At 65.1% G+C, this 18,031-nt stretch carries 16 protein-coding genes; 9 read left to right on the top strand and 7 right to left on the bottom strand.

From position 1 onward, the window contains the following. Positions 1–2 precede the first annotated feature (2 nt). The gene (locus M2333_RS06515; RefSeq protein ID WP_264575970.1) at positions 3–2,153 is read left to right on the top strand and encodes an RNA degradosome polyphosphate kinase; all 2,151 of its coding nucleotides are present in this window, start codon (positions 3–5) and stop codon (positions 2,151–2,153) included. Between the two features lie 16 nt (positions 2,154–2,169). Then, positions 2,170–3,678: a Ppx/GppA family phosphatase gene (locus tag M2333_RS06510; RefSeq protein WP_264611215.1), complete on the top strand. Its 1,509-nt coding sequence runs from the start codon at positions 2,170–2,172 to the stop codon at positions 3,676–3,678. A gap of 309 nt (positions 3,679–3,987) precedes the next feature. Here the strand turns inward: M2333_RS06510 and M2333_RS06505 are convergent, their stop codons facing one another. Both M2333_RS06505 and rnd read right to left on the bottom strand, forming a co-directional pair. Beyond that, the gene (locus tag M2333_RS06505; RefSeq protein ID WP_264611214.1) at positions 3,988–4,284 is read right to left on the bottom strand and encodes an I78 family peptidase inhibitor; all 297 of its coding nucleotides are present in this window, start codon (positions 4,282–4,284) and stop codon (positions 3,988–3,990) included. Between the two features lie 66 nt (positions 4,285–4,350). Further along, entirely contained in the window at positions 4,351–5,538 is a 1,188-nt protein-coding gene (gene rnd / locus M2333_RS06500; RefSeq protein WP_264611213.1) for a ribonuclease D, read from the bottom strand. Between the two features lie 146 nt (positions 5,539–5,684). Here rnd and aspS point away from each other — a divergent pair, with 146 nt between their 5' ends. Together aspS and M2333_RS06490 are read left to right on the top strand one after the other, a co-directional pair. After that, the gene (gene aspS, locus M2333_RS06495; protein WP_264587062.1) at positions 5,685–7,466 is read left to right on the top strand and encodes an aspartate--tRNA ligase; all 1,782 of its coding nucleotides are present in this window, start codon (positions 5,685–5,687) and stop codon (positions 7,464–7,466) included. Between the two features lie 53 nt (positions 7,467–7,519). Beyond that, positions 7,520–8,305, top strand: a complete 786-nt coding sequence (locus M2333_RS06490) for a polyphosphate kinase 2 family protein (protein WP_264611212.1) — start codon at positions 7,520–7,522, stop codon at positions 8,303–8,305. A gap of 6 nt (positions 8,306–8,311) precedes the next feature. Here the strand turns inward: M2333_RS06490 and M2333_RS06485 are convergent, their stop codons facing one another. The 5 genes from M2333_RS06485 to M2333_RS06465 are packed head-to-tail and all read right to left on the bottom strand — an operon-like array spanning position 8,312 to position 12,137. Continuing rightward, positions 8,312–8,809 carry an N-acetyltransferase gene (locus tag M2333_RS06485; protein ID WP_319801300.1) on the bottom strand — a complete coding sequence of 166 codons (498 nt, stop codon included), beginning with the start codon at positions 8,807–8,809 and terminating at the stop codon, positions 8,312–8,314. 10 nt (positions 8,810–8,819) lie between these two features. Continuing rightward, on the bottom strand, positions 8,820–9,470 hold the full coding sequence (locus M2333_RS06480; RefSeq protein WP_264611211.1) for a hypothetical protein: 651 nt from the start codon (positions 9,468–9,470) through the stop codon (positions 8,820–8,822). Beyond that, the gene (greB, locus tag M2333_RS06475; protein ID WP_181559438.1) at positions 9,467–9,955 is read right to left on the bottom strand and encodes a transcription elongation factor GreB; all 489 of its coding nucleotides are present in this window, start codon (positions 9,953–9,955) and stop codon (positions 9,467–9,469) included. Before greB ends, M2333_RS06480 begins: the two co-directional genes overlap by 4 nt. Then, positions 9,952–10,134: a hypothetical protein gene (locus tag M2333_RS06470; RefSeq protein ID WP_264611210.1), complete on the bottom strand. Its 183-nt coding sequence runs from the start codon at positions 10,132–10,134 to the stop codon at positions 9,952–9,954. The genes greB and M2333_RS06470 overlap by 4 nt, the downstream gene beginning before the upstream one ends. 50 nt (positions 10,135–10,184) lie before the next feature. Next, a complete protein-coding gene (locus M2333_RS06465) occupies positions 10,185–12,137 on the bottom strand; it encodes a lytic transglycosylase domain-containing protein (protein ID WP_264611209.1) in 1,953 nt (650 codons plus the stop codon). A gap of 147 nt (positions 12,138–12,284) precedes the next feature. Here M2333_RS06465 and dapA point away from each other — a divergent pair, with 147 nt between their 5' ends. The 5 genes from dapA to M2333_RS06440 all read left to right on the top strand — a co-directional run bounded on the left by dapA (position 12,285) and on the right by M2333_RS06440 (position 18,027). After that, a complete protein-coding gene (gene dapA / locus M2333_RS06460; protein WP_181559441.1) occupies positions 12,285–13,163 on the top strand; it encodes a 4-hydroxy-tetrahydrodipicolinate synthase in 879 nt (292 codons plus the stop codon). Between the two features lie 46 nt (positions 13,164–13,209). Continuing rightward, a complete protein-coding gene (gene smpB, locus M2333_RS06455) occupies positions 13,210–13,692 on the top strand; it encodes an SsrA-binding protein SmpB (protein ID WP_264570111.1) in 483 nt (160 codons plus the stop codon). Beyond that, positions 13,692–14,300 carry a DUF2062 domain-containing protein gene (locus M2333_RS06450; protein WP_264611208.1) on the top strand — a complete coding sequence of 203 codons (609 nt, stop codon included), beginning with the start codon at positions 13,692–13,694 and terminating at the stop codon, positions 14,298–14,300. The genes smpB and M2333_RS06450 overlap by 1 nt, the downstream gene beginning before the upstream one ends. 68 nt (positions 14,301–14,368) lie before the next feature. Continuing rightward, entirely contained in the window at positions 14,369–16,738 is a 2,370-nt protein-coding gene (locus tag M2333_RS06445; protein ID WP_264612579.1) for a response regulator, read from the top strand. 107 nt (positions 16,739–16,845) lie between these two features. Further along, positions 16,846–18,027, top strand: coding sequence for an HlyD family efflux transporter periplasmic adaptor subunit (locus tag M2333_RS06440; RefSeq protein ID WP_181559444.1), 1,182 nt, complete (start codon positions 16,846–16,848; stop codon positions 18,025–18,027). The last annotated feature ends 4 nt before the right edge of the window (positions 18,028–18,031 follow it).

Below are 18,031 nucleotides of genomic sequence, written 5' to 3'. Positions count from 1 at the left end.
CCGTGTCTGAAGCCGATCCCACTTCTTCGATCACGGGCGCGGGCGCCGCAAACGGGGCGCGCTACTTCAACCGGGAGCTGTCCTGGCTCAATTTCAATCAGCGCGTACTGGAGGAAGCCTGCAATCCGGCGCATCCGCTGCTGGAGCGGCTGCGCTTTCTCTCCATCTCCGGCAGCAACCTCGATGAGTTTTTCATGGTCCGGGTGGCCGGCCTCAAGGGCCAGCAGCTCCAGGGCGTCGAAATGCGCTCGGTCGATGGGCTGACCCCGGCCCAGCAGTTGGAGGCGATCGGCGACCGGGCCGAGGCGCTCATGTCCGCCCAGCAGGTCGTCTGGCATGATCTTCATGCCGCGCTCCGCAGCGCGCATATCAGCGTGATCGGTCCCGAGCCGGTGGATGCCCGCGCGGACAGCTGGATGCGCCAGCATTTCCTCGAGCAGATCTTCCCGATCCTCACGCCCCAGGCGCTCGATCCCGCCCACCCGTTTCCGTTCATTCCCAATAAGGGCCTCAGCCTGTTCTTCGACCTGTTGCGCGAATCGGACAAGGAGGTGGTACAGGAGCTGGTGATTCTGCCGGCCACGCTGCCGCGCTTCATCCGCGTGCCGGGCAAGAACGCGCGCTACATCGCCATTGAGGCGCTGGTACGGCGCTATTCGGCCTTGCTCTTCCCCGGCTTCATCGTGCGGGACAGCGGCCTGTTCCGCATCCTGCGCGATAGCGACATCGAGATCGAGGAAGAGGCCGAGGACCTCGTCCGCTATTATCGAAGCGCCATCAAGCAGCGCCGGCGCGGCCGGATCATCCGCGTGGAAATCGAGAGCGGCGTGGCCGAACCGGTCGAAACCAAGCTGCAGACGATGATGCAGGGCCATGAGGCCATGGTCGTGGATATCGATGGCTTCATGGGTATCGCCGATCTGGCCGAGGTGGTCGAGGAAGATCGGCCGGATCTCAAATTCCCGGCCTACGCCCCGCGCTTCCCCGAGCGCATCCGCGAATATGGCGGCGATTGCTTCGCCGCGATTCGCGCGAAGGACATCGTCGTCCACCACCCTTATGAGAGCTTTGATGTCGTCATCGCCTTCCTCAAGCAGGCGGCGGACGATCCCGATGTAGTGGCGATCAAGCAGACGCTCTACCGTGCCGGCAAGCAGAGCGCGATCATCCGTGCCCTCATTGATGCGGCCGAGGCAGGCAAGTCCGTCACCGCCGTCGTCGAGCTCAAGGCGCGGTTCGATGAGGAGCAGAACCTGCTCTGGGCCGCGCAACTGGAGCGCGCCGGCGTGCAGGTCGTTTATGGCTTTATCGACTGGAAGACCCACGCCAAGATTTCCATGGTCGTGCGGCGCGAGGGCAACGGCTTTCGCACCTACTGCCATTTCGGCACCGGCAATTACCATCCGATCACCGCGCGCATCTACACGGACTTGTCCTTTTTTACCGCCGATCCCCGGGCCGGGCGCGATGCCGCCGCCGTGTTCAATTACATCACCGGCTATGTCGAGCCGCAGCATATGGAGATGATCACGCTCTCGCCGCTGCACATGCGCGACAAGCTCGCGGCGCTGATCGAGGCGGAAATCGAGCATGCTCGCGCCGGCCGTCCCGCGACCATCTGGGCGAAGATGAACAGCCTGGTGGACCCCGCGATCATCGAGCAGCTTTATGCCGCCAGCAATGCGGGCGTGAAGGTGGAACTGATCGTGCGCGGCATCTGTTGCCTGCGGCCCGGCGTACCGGGCATGTCGGAGAATATCTCGGTCAAGTCGGTGATCGGGCGGTTTCTCGAACACAGCCGCATCTGGGCCTTTGGCAATGGCAAGTCCTTGCCCAACAATAGCGCCAGGCTGTTCATCAGCTCGGCGGACTGGATGCCACGCAATTTCGACCGGCGGGTTGAGTATATGCTGCCGATCGAGAACCCGACCGTCCATGATCAGGTGCTCGATCAGGTGCTGGTGGCCAATCTGCTCGATGACGAGCAGAGCTGGGCGCTGGGCAGCGATGGCAGCTACACACGCCTAAAGCCGGGGAAGAAGCCGTTCAACCTGCACCATTATTTCATGACCAATCCGTCCCTTTCCGGTCGCGGTGCCTCGCGGCGCTCCGCCCGCGCGGTGCCAAAGCTCTCGCTCTCCGAGCGTGGCTGAGGGGAGGGGTTAGGCCATGACCCTGCTGGATCGCACGACGCGCCGCTCGATGAAGGCGACGCTCAACGGGCCGCATTTCCGCCGCACGGCGATTATCGACATCGGCTCCAACAGCGTCCGCCTCGTGGTTTATGACGGGCCGCGGCGCATCCCCTTCGTGCTGTTCAACGAGAAGGTGCTGGCGGGCCTGGGCGCCGAGATCGGCACCTCCGGACGGATCGGCGCGGCGGCGATGGAGCGCGGGCTGGTGGCGCTGGAGCGCTTCGCGCGGCTGTGCGTGGAGATGGAGGTGGACCAGATCACCTGCGTCGCCACCGCTGCCGTGCGCGATGCGTCCAACCGGGATACCTTCATCGAACGCGCGGCAGAGATCGGCCTGGAGGTCCGCGTGCTGAGCGGTCAGGAGGAAGGGCTGGCCTCTGCCCACGGGCTGCTCTCCGGCATGCCGCGTGCGGACGGGATCATGGGCGATCTGGGCGGCGGCAGCCTCGAACTGGTGCGCGTGCGGCCCGATGGCGTCCAGATGCCCGTGTCGCTGCCGCTTGGCATTTTTCGGATCGGGGACGCGCGCCTGCGGGGGCGCAAAGGGTTGGTCCAGCATCTCGATGGGCTGCTCAAGGCGCAGGGCCTCGGCAATATCGAGCAGGGCCTGCCCTTCTATCTGATCGGCGGCAGCTGGCGCGCGCTGGCGCGGCTAGACATGCACCTCACCAATTATTCGCTGCCGATCCTGCATCATTACGAAATGACGCCGGATCGCCCGGTCGAGCTGCTCAAATGGCTGGAAAGCGCGCAGAAGGCGGATCTCAAGGCCGTCGGCGTCTCCAGCGCGCGTTTTCCCACGCTGCCGGATGCCGCGCATCTGCTGTGCGCGGTGGTGGAGCGGCTGCGCTCAGCCCATCTCACCGTCTCGGCCTTCGGGCTGCGGGAAGGGCTGCTCTACGAGAGCTTGCCGACCGACATGGCGAACCAGGACCCGCTCCTCGTCGCCGCGCGCATCGAGGGTGAGGCGCAGGGGCGCTTCGTTGGTCATGGCGACACGATCAGTGGCTGGATCGCCCCGCTGTTCCGCGACGATTCGCCGGAATGGGCGCGCATCCGCTTTGCGGCCTGTCTGCTGGCGGATGTCGGCTGGCGTGCCAATCCCGAGTTTCGCGCCGAGCGCGGCATGGAATTCGCCTTGCAGGGCAATTGGGTCGGTGTGGATGCCGCCGAGCGCGCGGCGCTGGGGCAGGCGCTGCACGCGAATTTCGGCGGCGGCACCAACATTCCTGCGCTGCTCGCAGGCCTTGCTCCCGAGCCGTTGCTGCGCCGCGCGATCCAGTGGGGCCTTGCCATCCGCCTGTGCCAGCGCCTCTCCGGCGGCGCGGAAGGCCCGCTGGACGGCTCCTCGCTCGACGTGCGCGACGGCACGGTCATCCTGCGCCTCGACCCGGAACATGCGGCACTTGCCGGCGAATCCATCGACCGCCGCCTGCGCCAGCTCGGCCAGGCAATGGGCATGGGCTATCTGCTCGACGCGTGACGTGGGCGGTTTGGGGTGGGGACTGGACGTCTTCCAAGCCCTCTCCCCTTGAGGGAGAGGGATGCGCAGGCTTGGCAGCTTGCTGCCTAGCCGAAGCTGGGAGAGGGGTGTCGATCCGCAGGATCGAGCGGATCAGAGATCCGTACCCCTCATCCAACTGCGCCTAGCCGCCTCACGGCGACAAGGCTCCGTATCCTTCTCCCTCAAGGGGAGAAGGAGGGCTCGCACGACGTCGCGTCCGGACAGTCCGCCATCAGCACGGCTCTACAATGCCGTGCCCGCGAATTTCCCACTCGGCCCAACCGCCCGTCACCCGCAATTCACCCGCTCGATCATCATCGCGTCATCATAGCTGATGTTCAGCCGGTCCTCGCGATAGTCCATCGTCATGGCCGAGCGCGGCGGGCCCCAGCGCAGGGTGCGGGCGCCGGATTTGGCGAGGAGGTCGGCGCCCAGCGTCGCGGTCGCGCGCTGGCCGATGGCGCTTTGCAGCCCGTCCGCCGAACAGGCGCCATTGCCGGCCATTGGCGGTTCGCCCACGCTGGTCGTGGCGGTAGCGCAGGCTGTCAGCGGGGCAAGAGCAAGAAGGGGAGCGATCATGCGCATGGGACCGGGCCTTTCGTCAAAAGGCCAGCGTATCACGCGTGCTTGCACCGGTCATCCGGCAGGCGATCAGTCGTTGGGCTCGGCCAGCTTTTCCGTGCGGGTCATCAGCAGCTTGCCGTCGCGCACCGCGAAGGCCATGCGGCCTTCCACCAGATCCAGTGCGTCGCGGCCAAATTGCTCGAACCGCCAGCCTTCCAGAATCGGCAGGTTGGTCCGCACGCCGGCCGCCAGCATCTCCAGATCGTCGGCGCGGGCGAGCAGTCGCGAGGCGACGTTGATTTCGCGCGAGCGGATCTTGAGCAGCAGCTTGAGCAGATCGGCGACCAGCGCGCCTTCCTTGCCGAGACCGGGCCGACCGGGATCGCGCTCGGGCATTTCGTCGCGGGGGAGGGCGCCGGCATTCTCTACCGCAGCCATCAGCCGCGCGCCGATGTCATTGCCCTTCCAGCTTGCCGAAAGCCCGCGCACCTTGCCCAGATCCTCCTGCTTGCGCGGCGGATGGGAGGCGATGTCGGCCAGCGTCTCGTCCTTGACGATGCGCCCGCGCGGCAGATTCTTGTCCTTGGCTTCGGTCTCGCGCCAGGCGGCCAGCGCCTTCAGGCGACCGAGCACGTCGGCCTTGCGGCTGGAAATGCGCACGCGCTTCCACGCCTCGGCCGGATTGACCTCATAATTGCCGGGATCGGCAAGGCGTTCCATTTCCTGATTGAGCCACACGCCGCGCCCCGTCTTGCGCAGTTCTTCCAGCATCATCGGGAAGATCGCGGCGAGATGGGTCACGTCGCCGATCGCATAATCGATCTGCCGCTTGTCCAGCGGACGGCGCGCCCAGTCGGTGAACCGCGCGCCCTTGTCGAGATGGATACCCAGCCAGCTGTCGACCAGATTGCTGTAGCCGATCTGCTCGCCCTGGCTCAGCGCCATGCTGGCGATCTGCGTGTCGAACAGCGGGTGCGGCGTCTTGCCGGTCAGGTTGAAGACGATCTCGATATCCTGCCCGCCGGCGTGGAAGACCTTGAGCACGTCCTCATTGTTCACCAGCAGGTCGAGCAACGGCCCCATGTCCAGCCCGGGTGCCTTGGGGTCGATCGCCGCGGCTTCCTTCCCGTCGGAGATCTGGAAGAGGCACAGTTCCGGCCAATAGGTGTTCTCGCGCATGAACTCGGTATCCACGGCGACAAAGTCGGCCTTGGACAACCGCTCGCACAGCGCGGCGAGGGAAGAGCTGTCAGTGATCAATGGATGGATTTGCATATGGCAGGTGATCTTATTATTGGCCGGTCCTCGGATTGGGGGCCGGCGGCACGCTTGAGCGTATCACCATATCCCCCACAAGTCGTCTTTGTCATCCAATTGGCGCCCTCGCAATGAGGCGCGTGAAAATAAAAGGCCGTTAGACCATGCACGCCTATCGCACGCACACCTGCGGGGAGCTCCGCGCCGCCAATGCCGGCGAGACTGTTCGGCTGTCCGGCTGGGTCCACCGCAAGCGCGATCATGGCGATCTGGTGTTCATCGATCTGCGCGACCATTACGGCATGGTGCAGATCGTCACCGAGGTCAGCGGGCCGGTGTTCGATGTGATCGAGAGTCTGAAGGCTGAGAGCGTTGTCACCATCACCGGCACGGTCGTGGCGCGCGCCAAGGAAGCCGTGAACCCGAACCTGCCGACCGGTGAGGTCGAGGTGCGTGCGGCTGAGGCCGTCGTACTCTCCGCCGCGCAGGAGCTTCCGCTCCCGGTCGCGGGTGAGCAGGAATATCCCGAGGATATCCGCCTGCGCTATCGCTTCCTCGATCTGCGCCGCGAGACGTTGCACGCCAACATCGTCAAGCGCACAAAGATCATCTCGGATATGCGCCGCCGCATGGAAGGCGCGGGCTTTACCGAATATTCGACCCCCATCCTCACGGCGTCTTCGCCGGAAGGCGCGCGCGACTTCCTCGTGCCCAGCCGCATTCATGCCGGCAAGTTCTACGCGCTGCCGCAAGCACCGCAGCAGTATAAGCAGTTGCTGATGGTCGCCGGCTTCGACCGCTATTTCCAGATCGCGCCCTGCTTCCGCGATGAAGACCCGCGCGCCGACCGCCTGCCGGGCGAGTTCTACCAGCTCGATCTGGAAATGAGCTTCGTCACGCAGGAAGATGTGTGGAACACCATGGAGCCGGTGATCGCGCAGGTCTTCGAGACCTTTGCCGATGGCAAGCCGGTCACCCCGGCCGGCAGCTTCCCGCGCATTCCCTATGCCGAGGCAATGCTGAAATATGGCAGCGACAAGCCGGACCTGCGTAACCCGATCATCATCACCGATGTGACCGATCATTTCGTCGGCTCGGGCTTTGGCATCTTCGCGAGCATCGTCGAGAGCGGCGGCGTCATCCGCGCCATTCCGGCGCCGGGCGCTGGCGCGGGCAGCCGCAAGTTCTTCGATGAGATGAACAACTGGTCGCGCTCGGAAGGCTTCTCGGGCCTTGGCTATATCAACATCAAGGATGGCGAGCCGGGCGGCCCCATCGCCAAGAATCACGGGCCTGAGGCGACCGCCAAGCTGATCGAAACGCTCGGCCTTGGTCCCAATGATGGCGTGTTCTTCGCTGCCGGCAAGGAGACGCAGGCCGCCAAGCTCGCCGGTCTCGCCCGCATCCGCGTCGGCGAGCAGCTCGACCTGATAGACAAGGACCGCTTCGACCTGTGCTGGATCGTGGACTTCCCCTTCTATGAATATGACGAGGACTCCAAGAGCCTCGACTTCGCGCATAACCCCTTCTCCATGCCGCAGGGCGGGATGGAGGCGCTGGACGGGCCCGATCCGCTGTCGATCAAGGCCTTCCAGTACGACATGGTCTGCAACGGCTTCGAGATCGCGTCCGGCTCGATCCGCAACCAGTCGCCCGAGCTGATGGTTAAGGCCTTCGAGAAGGTTGGCCTGAGCAAGCAGGATGTGGAAGATCGCTTCGGCGGCCTCTACCGCGCTTTCCAATATGGCGCGCCGCCGCACGGTGGCATGGCCGCCGGCGTGGACCGCATCGTGATGCTGCTCTGTGGCGCTGTGAACCTGCGCGAGATCACGCTGTTCCCGATGAACCAGCGCGCCGAGGATCTGCTCATGGGCGCGCCCTCCAACGCGGAGCTCAAGCAGCTGCGCGAACTGCACATCCGCGTCGTTGAGCCGCAAAAGAGCTGAGCGCCAAAGAGCTGAACTCTCGACAATGGCTGGCCGCACGATAGGGTGCGGCCATGACCATCAAGCTCTCCGATTACGAAAAAGGCGCCGATTTCGACGGCGACTTCGACAAGGCGCTGCTCAAGCTCCAGAAGAGGCTGGAGAAGATCCAGGTCGCCCACATCATCCACAAGCGCCGCAGCGTGGTGATGCTGGAAGGGTGGGACGCCGCCGGCAAGGGCGGCATCATCAAGCGAATGACGTCGCTGCTCGATCCGCGCTATTTCCACGTCTGGCCCATCGGGGCGCCGACGCCGGACGAACTTGGGCGCCATTTCCTATGGCGCTTCTGGACCAAGCTGCCCGCGGACAAGCACATCGCGATCTTCGACCGGAGCTGGTACGGGCGCGTGCTGGTCGAGCGGGTGGAGGGCTTCTGCACAAAAGCCGAGTGGAAGCGCGGCTATGACGAGATCAATGCGTTCGAGGCCCAGCAGATCGACAGCGGCACCGCAATCGTGAAGCTGTTCGTCCACATCACGCAGAAGGAGCAGGACAAGCAGCTTGCACAGCGGCTGGACGATCCCTTCAAGCGCTGGAAGACGGGCACGGAGGATTATCGCAATCGCGACAAGCGGGCCGATTATCTCGATGCCATCAAGGACATGTTCGCCAAGACCGACACCAAGCAGGCGCCCTGGCAGGTGATCGATGGCAATGATCGCAAAGCTGCGCGGATCGCGGCGCTCACCTGCATCGCCGACCGGCTGGAAAAGCATGTCTCGATGGAGATGCCGGACGCCGACCCCGCCGTCGTGAAACTGGCGCATGAGGCGTTCGGCTATCAGCCCGAGGACTGAGGCGGCTCAGTCCTGATCCATGAGGCTGCGATACATGACGAGCGCATCGACATAGCCGTGGACCGGGTGGTGAAACGCGCCGGGGAGTGCCCCGACCACGCGAAATCCCATATGCTGCCATAGGCGCAAGGCGCGGACGTTCGTGGAAATCACCAGATTAAACTGCATCGCGCGGAAGCCCTGCGCGCGGGCCGTCTGCAGCGAGTGGCGGCACAGCGCCTGCGCAATGCCTTGCCCGCGCTGATCGGGCCGGACGATATATCCGGCATTGGCGACATGGGCGGCCGGGCCGGTCGAATTTGCGCGCAAGGTGTAGCTGCCGACGATGCCGGTGTCGGATGTCGCGACGAACACCTGCTTGTCCGGCGCGGTCCAGTAGGCGTGGGCACCCGCCTCATCCAGATCGCGGGCGAGGGGAAAGGTCGCACCCTCGCGGATGACCGGCTCGAAAACGGTCCAGATGCCCGGCCAGTCGGCGGCCGAGGCGGGGCGGATGTCCATCATGGCGAGGCGCTCAGTCCTGCGCGGCCGGGGCGTAGCGCATCGTGCCGCCGCGCCAGTGGAGAACCAGCTTGTCGTCTTCGCGAGTCACCAGCGTATCGCGGAAAGCGGCAACGCCCATGTCATTGGGGGTCAGAATGATGTGGACGCGAAGATGCTCCTGCGCGGGCAGCGGGATCACCTCGGATTTGGTGCCGAAAAAAACTTCGGAGACCTGGATTGAGCGCGGACGGCGCTCGCCCAGATCGCGGGCCCAGCCGTCGCTCTGGGTATAGTCGGCGATGGTGTCGCCATCCTCGAGGGTGAGCTCAAAGTCGACGGCGGGTACGCCCGCTCCATTGGGCCAGGTGACCAGCAGGGTGAACGGCTCTTTCCCGTTGCTGGCTACATCGGCGAGCGCAAAGGCTGCCGGCTTGGGGGGCGGCTCGGTGGTGAGGTGCAGGGTGCCGTCATCCCCGCATTCCCAGCGCCCCGTTGCCGACTCGTCGACCGCGCCGGCGCTGAAGATATAGCGGAAGCGACCATCCGGGCCGATCTCCAGTGCCGAGGCTGCATCCGGCCCGGCATCGGCCATGAACAGCCCCTTCGGGCAATCTGCAGCCCATGCCCCCGACGCCGAGCCGGCCAGCAGCGCAATCCCCAGCAAGGCCGCTCGTATGATCATTGCGGATAGCTGATGGCAAGAATTTCCCATTCCTTGCTGCCGCCCGGCAGGTCGACGCGACGCAGGTCGCCCACGGCCGCGCCCCGCAGGGCGCGCGCGAGCGGCGTGTCCCAGCCGATCCGTGCGGCGCCGGCATCCGCCTCGTCATTGCCGACGATGGTGACGCTGCGCTGATTGTCCTCCTCATCGGCGAGCGTGACGGTGGCGCCGAAGAAGATGCGGCTCTTGTCCGGCTGCTGCGCGGGTTCGACGATCTTGGCGAGCTTCATCCGCTGGGCCAGCCATTTCAGGCGTCGGTCGATTTCCCGCATCCGCTTGCGGCCATAGAGATAGTCGCCATTCTCGCTGCGATCGCCATTGCCGGCGGCCCAGCTGACGATCTCCACGATCTTGGGCCGTTCTTCCCCGAGAAGCTGGTCATATTCGGCGCGCAGCGCGGCAAAACCGCCCGGCGTGATGTAGTTCGGCCGAGGAAGCGCGCTCATTTGCCCCGGCGTTTCGGCCGCTTGCTGGCGTACATCAGGGCCGCCGCGAGCGCTGCCGATCCGATGCCGACGCCGGCCCAGAAGGCCTTGGTCCCGCGCTTTTCGTCGGTCTCGGCGGCGTCGGCAGGCCCGGAAATGGGCGTCGATGCGGGCGCGGTACTCGTCTCTCTTTCAGTCATGATCTCTATTCTGTTCTGGGTCGAAAGGTCGGATTAAGCGGAAGCGGGCCTCAGCCGGGCAGGGACTTGCCCAGGAACCGGCTGAGCGGCGCCAAGTCGGCGGTGCTCTGCACGGGGCTCAGCATGTCATAGATCACCGCATTCTCCAGCACACGCTGCACATAATTGCGCGTTTCGAAAATGGGAATGTCCTCGATCCACTGGACCATGTCCACGCCGGGCAGACGCGGGTCGCCGTTGGACTGCAACCAGCGGTTCACCCGGCCCATGCCGCCATTATAGGCTGCGATGGCGAGCGGGTAGCTGCCGTTGTAATAGCGCAGCAGCTGCTGGAAATAGGCACTGCCGAGCTGCACGTTATAGTTCGGGTCGTAGAGCGAGCTTTGGTTGAAGCTCATCCCGATCTTGCCCGCGACTTCGCGTGCGGTCGAGGGCAGCAGCTGCATCAGGCCATGCGCATTGGCGTGGGACACGATGGCCCGGTCGAACTGGCTTTCCTGCCGGGTGATCGCGTGGATCATCGTCCAATTGGAGCGGTCGCTCAGCGGCACGTTCATGCGGGGGAAGCTGTAGTCGGGCGCGGCGCTCAGGCCATTGCGGCCGGCGCTGCGTGCGGCCATGACGCCCAGATCCGGGCGGCCGAGGACTTGCGCCAGTTCGCCGGCAAGCGCCAGCTCCGTGTCCGTCTGCGCATTGTCGGCAATGGCGCGGATGAACAGCGACTGGTCGCGCGTCTGGCCGTTGCGCCCGAGCAGGCTGGCAGCGCGCACGACCGGTCGCGCCATGAATGCGGCGCGCTCGCTGGCGCTGGGGCGGACGGCACTGGCCAGCGCATCGGGATTGACGCGGCGCTTGAGGCGCTCGAGCGCGAGCTGGCCGTAATATTGATCGGGGTAGCTACCGGCCTTCTCGAAATGCGCGGTCGCCTGCGACTGGCGACCAGCAGCCAGTGCGGCGCGCCCCGCCCAATAATGGCCCTTGGAGCTGGTCTGGCCGGATTTGGCGCCATTGGCATAGCGGTCGAACATCGCCTCGGCATCGGCAGGGCGGTTCAGCTTGTTGAGCGCGATCATCCCGGCCAGCCATGTCAGACTGGTATAATCGTCGCGCACGCCGAGCGACTGCGCGCTGATGTCTGTCCCACGGGGGAAGGCATCATCGACCTTGGAGGCAATGGCAAAGGCGGTACTGAATTGATTGTCATTGTTCGCCGCACGGGCCTGCGCCAACAGCACCTCATACCATTTTTCCGCATCGGTCGGGCGCTGCATCAGCGCCGTGCGGTTGCCGAGCAGGCTGCGCGCCGCAGCAAGGTCGCCATTGTCGGTCAGCCAGCGTGCCTTGTCGGCCAGATAGCCGGCGTCGAGCATCCCCACGGGATCGGCCGGACCCATGAGGGCCGCAGCATTGGGCGATTTGCGCTGGAAGGCGATCCGCGCGGCGACAACCGCCTGGCGGGTCACCGGCACGGAGGCGAGTAGGCGTTCGGCGATCTCCGGGCGGCGTTGCCACAAAGCTGAATCCGCGCGCCGCAAATGATCTTCCGGCGTGAGGGCGGATGCGAACTGCATCCGCAGCCGGTCCTCCCATTTAGCGTCCATGGCGCCAGACGCCCAAGCGTCCCGCGCCATTTTCTGCGCCTCGCTTTGCTTGCCCATCCGCGCCAGCGTCAGCGCATGAATGGCCTTGGCCTGTGCGGAGCGTGCGGGATATTTGGTGAAGAAGGCGAGAATGACCGACGGCTCGTTGATGTCCGCATCGACCCGGCGCTCGGCATAGGAGCGCAGCTTGGATTCCTCGGGCCAGCCGGGATTGGCGAGCAGGAAGTTGGCGTAGACAGAGAAATCGTGGCTGTCGCTGGAGGCAATGCGGCGCCAGTTTTCAATCGCATCGCGGGTGCGCGCTTCGTCATTGGCACCAGCGGCAAGTCGCTCCTGAACGGCCTGCCAGGTGACGGTGGGCGTGCTTTGCGAGGACGAAGCGGTCGTCGCTGCCGAGGCCATGGCCGCAACAAGAACGACAGCAGATAAGCGAAGGTCTTTTCCCATGGGAAGCATTATGGCAGAGCCTCGATGATCGAACGGTGAACGGGCGCGTGCATTTGCCCCACTATGCCTGTCCGAGCGCGCGCTTTGAAGGAGTTTTTTCATATGTTTTCCGGCTCGATTCCGGCACTGATCACCCCGTTCCGTAATGACAGGCTGGATGAGGACGCATTCCGCAGCTTCGTGGACTGGCAAATCGAGGAGGGATCGAGCGCCCTCGTGCCGTGCGGAACGACCGGCGAGAGCGCCACGATGACCATCGAGGAGCATAATCGCGTCGTGCGGATCTGCGTCGAGCAGGCCGCCGGGCGCGTGCCGGTTATTGCCGGGGCCGGGTCCAACGACACCCGGATCGCGCTGGAACATATGTTCGCCGCGCAGGCCGCCGGCGCCGATGCCGCGCTGGTCGTCGCGCCCTATTACAACAAGCCGAGCCAGGAGGGGCTGTACCAGCATTTCGCCTATCTGGCGTCGCGCTGCGATCTGCCCATCGTACTCTACAATATTCCGGGCCGCTCCATCGTGGATATCGGCGTGCCGGTGTTGCACCGGCTGGTCGAGGAATTTCCGAGCATCGTGGGCCTTAAGGATGCGACCGGGAACATCGGCCGCGTGACCGCCCAGCGCCTCGCCTGCGGGGCGGACTGGTGCCAGCTTTCCGGCAATGACGAGACGGCGCTGGCGTTCAACGCCATGGGCGGCCGGGGCTGCATTTCGGTGACGGCCAATGTCGCGCCGCGTCTGTGCGCCGATTTCCAGAATGCTTGCCTTGAGGATCGCTGGAAGGATGCGCTGGCGTTGCAGGACCGGCTCTATCCGCTTCACGATGCGCTCTTCACCGATTCTTCACCGGGGCCCATCAAATATGCGCTTTCGCGGGTGCGACCGGAGATGCCGTGCGAGCTGCGGCTACCGATAACGTGGCCATCAGGTGCCTCGCGTGCGACGGTAGACCGCGCTCTTGAGATCGCGGGGCTGGTTTAGGCCGGTCACATCGCCTAAATCTGGCGCTCATTACAGAAAGATTCCGATGGCTCGCCCGCGCCCCGCGACATTCAACAAGGTCAAGACCGTGGCCGAGAACCGGCGCGCCCGTTTCGATTACGCGATTGAGGACGTTTACGAAGCGGGCATCATGCTGCGCGGAACCGAGGTCAAATCGCTGCGCTTTGGCGATGGCTCCATCACCGAGAGCTATGCCGAGGTGAAGGACGACGAGATCTGGCTGATCAACAGCAACATCCCCGAGTTCAGCCATGGCAACCGCTTCAATCATGAGCCCAAGCGCCCCCGCAAGCTGCTGCTGCGCGAGCGCGAGATCGCCAAGCTGCACGGCGCCGTCGCCCGGCAGGGCATGACGCTGGTGCCGTTGAGCGTCTATTTCAACGAGCGCGGCAAGGCGAAGGTCGAGCTGGCGCTGGCCAAGGGCAAGAACGTCCGCGACAAGCGGGAAACCGCCAAGGAGCGCGACTGGAAGCGTGAACAGGGCCGCATCATGCGGGAGCGGGGCTGATGCCCAAGCGCCGGCTGATCAAGGCTTTCCGCGCGTCCATGCCCAGCCGGGAGAGTCTGGCGGAAAACCGGTTCGTCAAGCCGGTGGCGCATCGCGTGCTGGCCCCCGAGCTGTGGCGCTTCACCCGCAGGTCCGTGCCGCGCGGCGTGGCGTTGGGCTTGCTCGTCGGCATCTTCCTGCTGATCCCCGGGCTGCAGATTGCCGGCGCGGCGCTGCTGGCGCTGCCGTTCCGCGCGAATGTGCCGCTGGCCGCTGCGATGACCTTCCTGTCCAATCCCGCGACGACGCCCTTCATCCTCGCCGCATCCTATTATGTCGGCGCGACCATGTTAGGGCGCTCCGGCGATGTCAGCCAGGTGATGGCGCTCATTCATCACGAGGCCGGGTTGGCGGAATGGACGGCGTGGCTTTTGTCCTCGACGGCACCGGTGCTGCTGTTCGGCCTGTTCGTCGTGTCGGTCGTCTCGGCCGCTATCGGCTATTTTGTTTCCTCCTGGCTGTGGAAGAGCCGCATCGGGCGGAAATGGCGCGGGCGTCAGGCGGGCCGATCCGACAGCGCTGAGACCGGAGGCGACGGAATTTTGCCGCTGGGAGGGCAGATTTCGTGAGCGATGGGGGAGCGAATGCGCGCAATGGCGATTTGCTCAATCTGACGGCAAATCAACCGCGCTTCCCCATGCTGCTGCTCGTCGCTCTGGTCGCGCTGCTGGCGGGCGCGCCGCTGTTATGGCTGTTCGGCGATCCGGCCGTGGGCGCCGTGTTCGGGGCGTCCGTGCTCGCGGTATCCGCGCTGCTCTGGGTGACGCAGCGCAGCCTCGCGCCGGTCGTGCCGGCTCTGCCTGCAGATCCGGACTGGACGCTGATTCGCGCGGCGGCCAATGCCGCAGGTTGCGCCATCGCCCTGACCGACCGGACGGGTCTCATGGTGTGCGCCAATGATCATTATGGCGACTGGTTCGGTGGCTATCCCGCGCCCGCCGAGATCGACATTTCCCCGAGCGATCTAAACCGCGTGGCACAGGCCGGGCAGGCAGCTTGGCGCGAGGGCGAAATCACCGTGCGTGGCATATTGCGCAGCAGCCTCCATCTCGATCTGCAGGTGACGCGTACCGGGCGGGCGGATGACTATCTGCTCTGGCGGTTCGAGAGTGTCCAGCAGGCCAGCATTGTCGATGATTTCGGCCGCATCGTGGCTGGCGAGGCGGGCGAGCGCCTGTCCGATTCCGGCGTGATGTGCGTGATGATTGGCGGGGAAGGGCGCATCCGTGCGGCCAATCCCGCCTTCATCCTGCGCGCGACCGGGCGCGCGGACAGCATCATCGAAGGTCGCGACTTCGCCGGCTATATGCGCGTCGACGCCGAGGGCCGCATCTTCTTCGCGCAGGAAGAAAAGCAGGCGGTGCCCATCCGCATGATCCAGGTGCCGCTGCGCCCGGATGACCCCTCCGGCCAGATCGTGCTGGTCATGGTGGATGAGAGCGTGTCGGCGGTGGAGGGCATTTCCAGCCTGGCTTACGTCGAAGCCTTGCTCTCGCTGCTGCCCTTCGGTCTTGGCATGGCCGACCGGGAAGGGCGGCTGCTGTTCTTCAACAAGGCCTTTGGTCGCGCTGCCGGCATCCCGCCGGGCGAGAAGCCGAGCTATCCGGGCGATATCGTGGTGGTGGAGGATCGCGCTGCCGTGGCCGACACTATCCGGCGCTTTGCCAATGGCCCGCAAATGTCCGGCGACATGCAGGTCGGCCTGCTCGGTGCGCCGGACGAGCCGGTGTCCCTGAGCCTTGCCGGGGTGAGGGGGCTGGGCGAGGCCGCGGTGCTGCTGAGCCTCAAGGACAATAGCGAGGAATCGCGCCTCAAGCGTCAGGTGGCGCAGCAGACCAAGATGCAGGCGGTCGGCCAGCTTGCTGGCGGCGTGGCGCATGATTTCAACAATATCCTGACTGCGATCATCGGCCATTGTGATCTCATGCTGATGCGCCACACGCCCGGCGATAGCGACTATGACGACATCCAGCAGGTCAAGGCCAATTCCAACCGCGCAGCCTCGCTGACTCGCCAGCTTCTCGCCTTCTCGCGCCAGCAGACCTTGCGTCCGCAGGTGCTGCAATTGCCCGATGTCGTGTCCGAGGTCTCCAGCCTGCTCAAGCGGCTGCTCGGCGAGAATATCCGGCTGGAGGTCTTCCATGGCCGCAATCTCGGCCATGTTCGTGCCGACCCCGGCCAGCTCGAGCAGGTCATCGTCAATCTGGTGGTGAACGCGCGCGACGCGATGCCGGAGGGCGGCACGGTGACCGTCCGCACTTTCCCGGTCTCCGCCGCTGATGTGCGCGAGATGAAGAACGAGATCATGCCCATCGGCGACTATACGGGCCTCAGCATCTCGGACACCGGCACCGGCATCCCGCCCGAGGTGCTGGGAAAGATATTCGAACCCTTCTTCACCACGAAGTCGGTCGGCAAGGGTACCGGGCTCGGGCTCTCCACCGTCTACGGCATCGTCAAGCAGTCCAACGGGTTCATCTTCTCCGATTCGACCGTGGGGCAGGGCACCACATTCAACATCTATCTGCCGGTACACGCGGTCGCCTCGGAAGGCATGTCTTCGCCCGTGGCCCCGCGCAAGGCGGCGGTCAGCGAGACATGGGGCACCGGCACCATCCTGCTGGTCGAGGATGAGGACATGGTGCGCAACGTCGCTGAGCGTGCGCTGGCCCGGCAGGGTTACACGGTCGTCACCGCGTCCGATGGCGAGCAGGGTCTGGCGCGGCTTGCCGAAGCCGAGCGGATCGATCTGCTGATTTCCGACGTGGTGATGCCGGGGATGGATGGCCCGACCATGGTCCGCCATGTCCGGGAGAGCCATCCTGACATCCCGGTGCTGTTCATGTCCGGCTATGCCGAGGAGCAGCTTCGCAAGTCCATCGACATCGAGAATGTGGCTTTCCTGCCCAAGCCTTTCTCGGTCTCCCAACTTGCCGAGGCCGCGCGCGATGTGCTGGCGAGCGCCCGCCAGGGCGATCCGCAGGATGATGCGACCGCCCGCGCATAACACGGCCCAGCCGTGCTTCGGCTAACGATATCGTAACCACGCCACTGCTAGTCCCGCTCCGTGGGCGCCGGGCAGACGCCCGGTATCTTTCAGGGGTGGTGGTATTCATGAGTCGCGTTGAAACGATCCTGCGGGCGCGCAGCACGCGCATTGCGCTGGCGGTAGCCTTGCTGAGCACGGGCGCCATTGGCTTTGCGCCTTATGTGTTCAACGATGTGTCGACGCAGGCGGCAGTCAACGCGCCGATCATCCGCCTGACCGCGGCCGCGGACGGGACAGTGGCGGCGCTGCCCGCCGATGGCCAGTATTTCATGAAGCCGACACCTGTGCATCTGCTCGATCTCTCGCAGGACACCGGCGAAGTCGCGGAGCTCAAGGCCCGGGCCGAAATCGCCCTCGCGCAGATCGATCTCGCCAAGCGCCAACTCGGGGAGCTGACCGCGCAGGAGGTCCGGCTGGGACGCCGTGCCACGGTGTTCTCCAACGCCACGACGGCGCGCCTCTCCGAGGATCAATCTGCCGCTGGCGCTGCCTTGTCCGGTTGTCAGGCCGAGCGGACGGAGCTTCGCGCAAGCCTAGCCCGAGCGCGCCAGCTCTCCGAGCAGGGCTTCATGTCTGCCTCCGGCGTGGAAAAGGCCAGCGCCTTGCTCGCCGCCAAGGACAGCGAATGCAGCGGCCTTGGGGCCAAGATCCAGTCCATCGGCATTGCCCGCAACGCCGCGCGCGCCGGGGTGTTTCTGGGCGACAGCTATAATGATGCGCCTTATGCCGTGCAGCAGGCCGATCGGGTGGTGCTCCAGCGCCAGACCATCGAGAAGATGCTCACCGACGCCAATGCCGAATATACCCAAACTCAGCTCCGGTTGAAGGATGCGCAGGCCCGCGCCAATTATGTGGCACCAGCCGGCACGCTGGTCTGGGCGACGACCGCCAGTTCCGGTACCTCCATTCGTGCCGGCGAGCCGGTTGTCGATCTGGTCGATTGCCGCCGACGCTTCGTGCAGGTGGCGTTGCCCGAGCGCAAGGCCGAGGTGATTCACGCCGGATCGCCCGCCAACATCCGCATGATCGGCGCGAGCGAGTGGATGAAGGGCCGGGTCATCGCGATCACCGGTGCCGCCGGTCGCCGGCAGGAAGGCCTGCTCGCCGCATCGACCTATTCCCTGCCGGAAGCGCGCGAGATCATCGTCGATGTTGCGCTGCCCGAGCAGGTGCCGGCCAAGGCCGATGCCGCGCGCAAATGCGATGTGGGGCGTCTGGCCGAGGTGCGGTTCAGCCGCAGCCTCTAAGCCC

The sequence above is a fragment of the Sphingobium sp. B11D3B genome, from assembly GCF_025961735.1.
Lineage (GTDB): Bacteria > Pseudomonadota > Alphaproteobacteria > Sphingomonadales > Sphingomonadaceae > Sphingobium.
The sequence above is the reverse complement of the archived record's forward strand: the minus strand, read 5'-3'. Positions and strand labels throughout refer to the sequence as shown.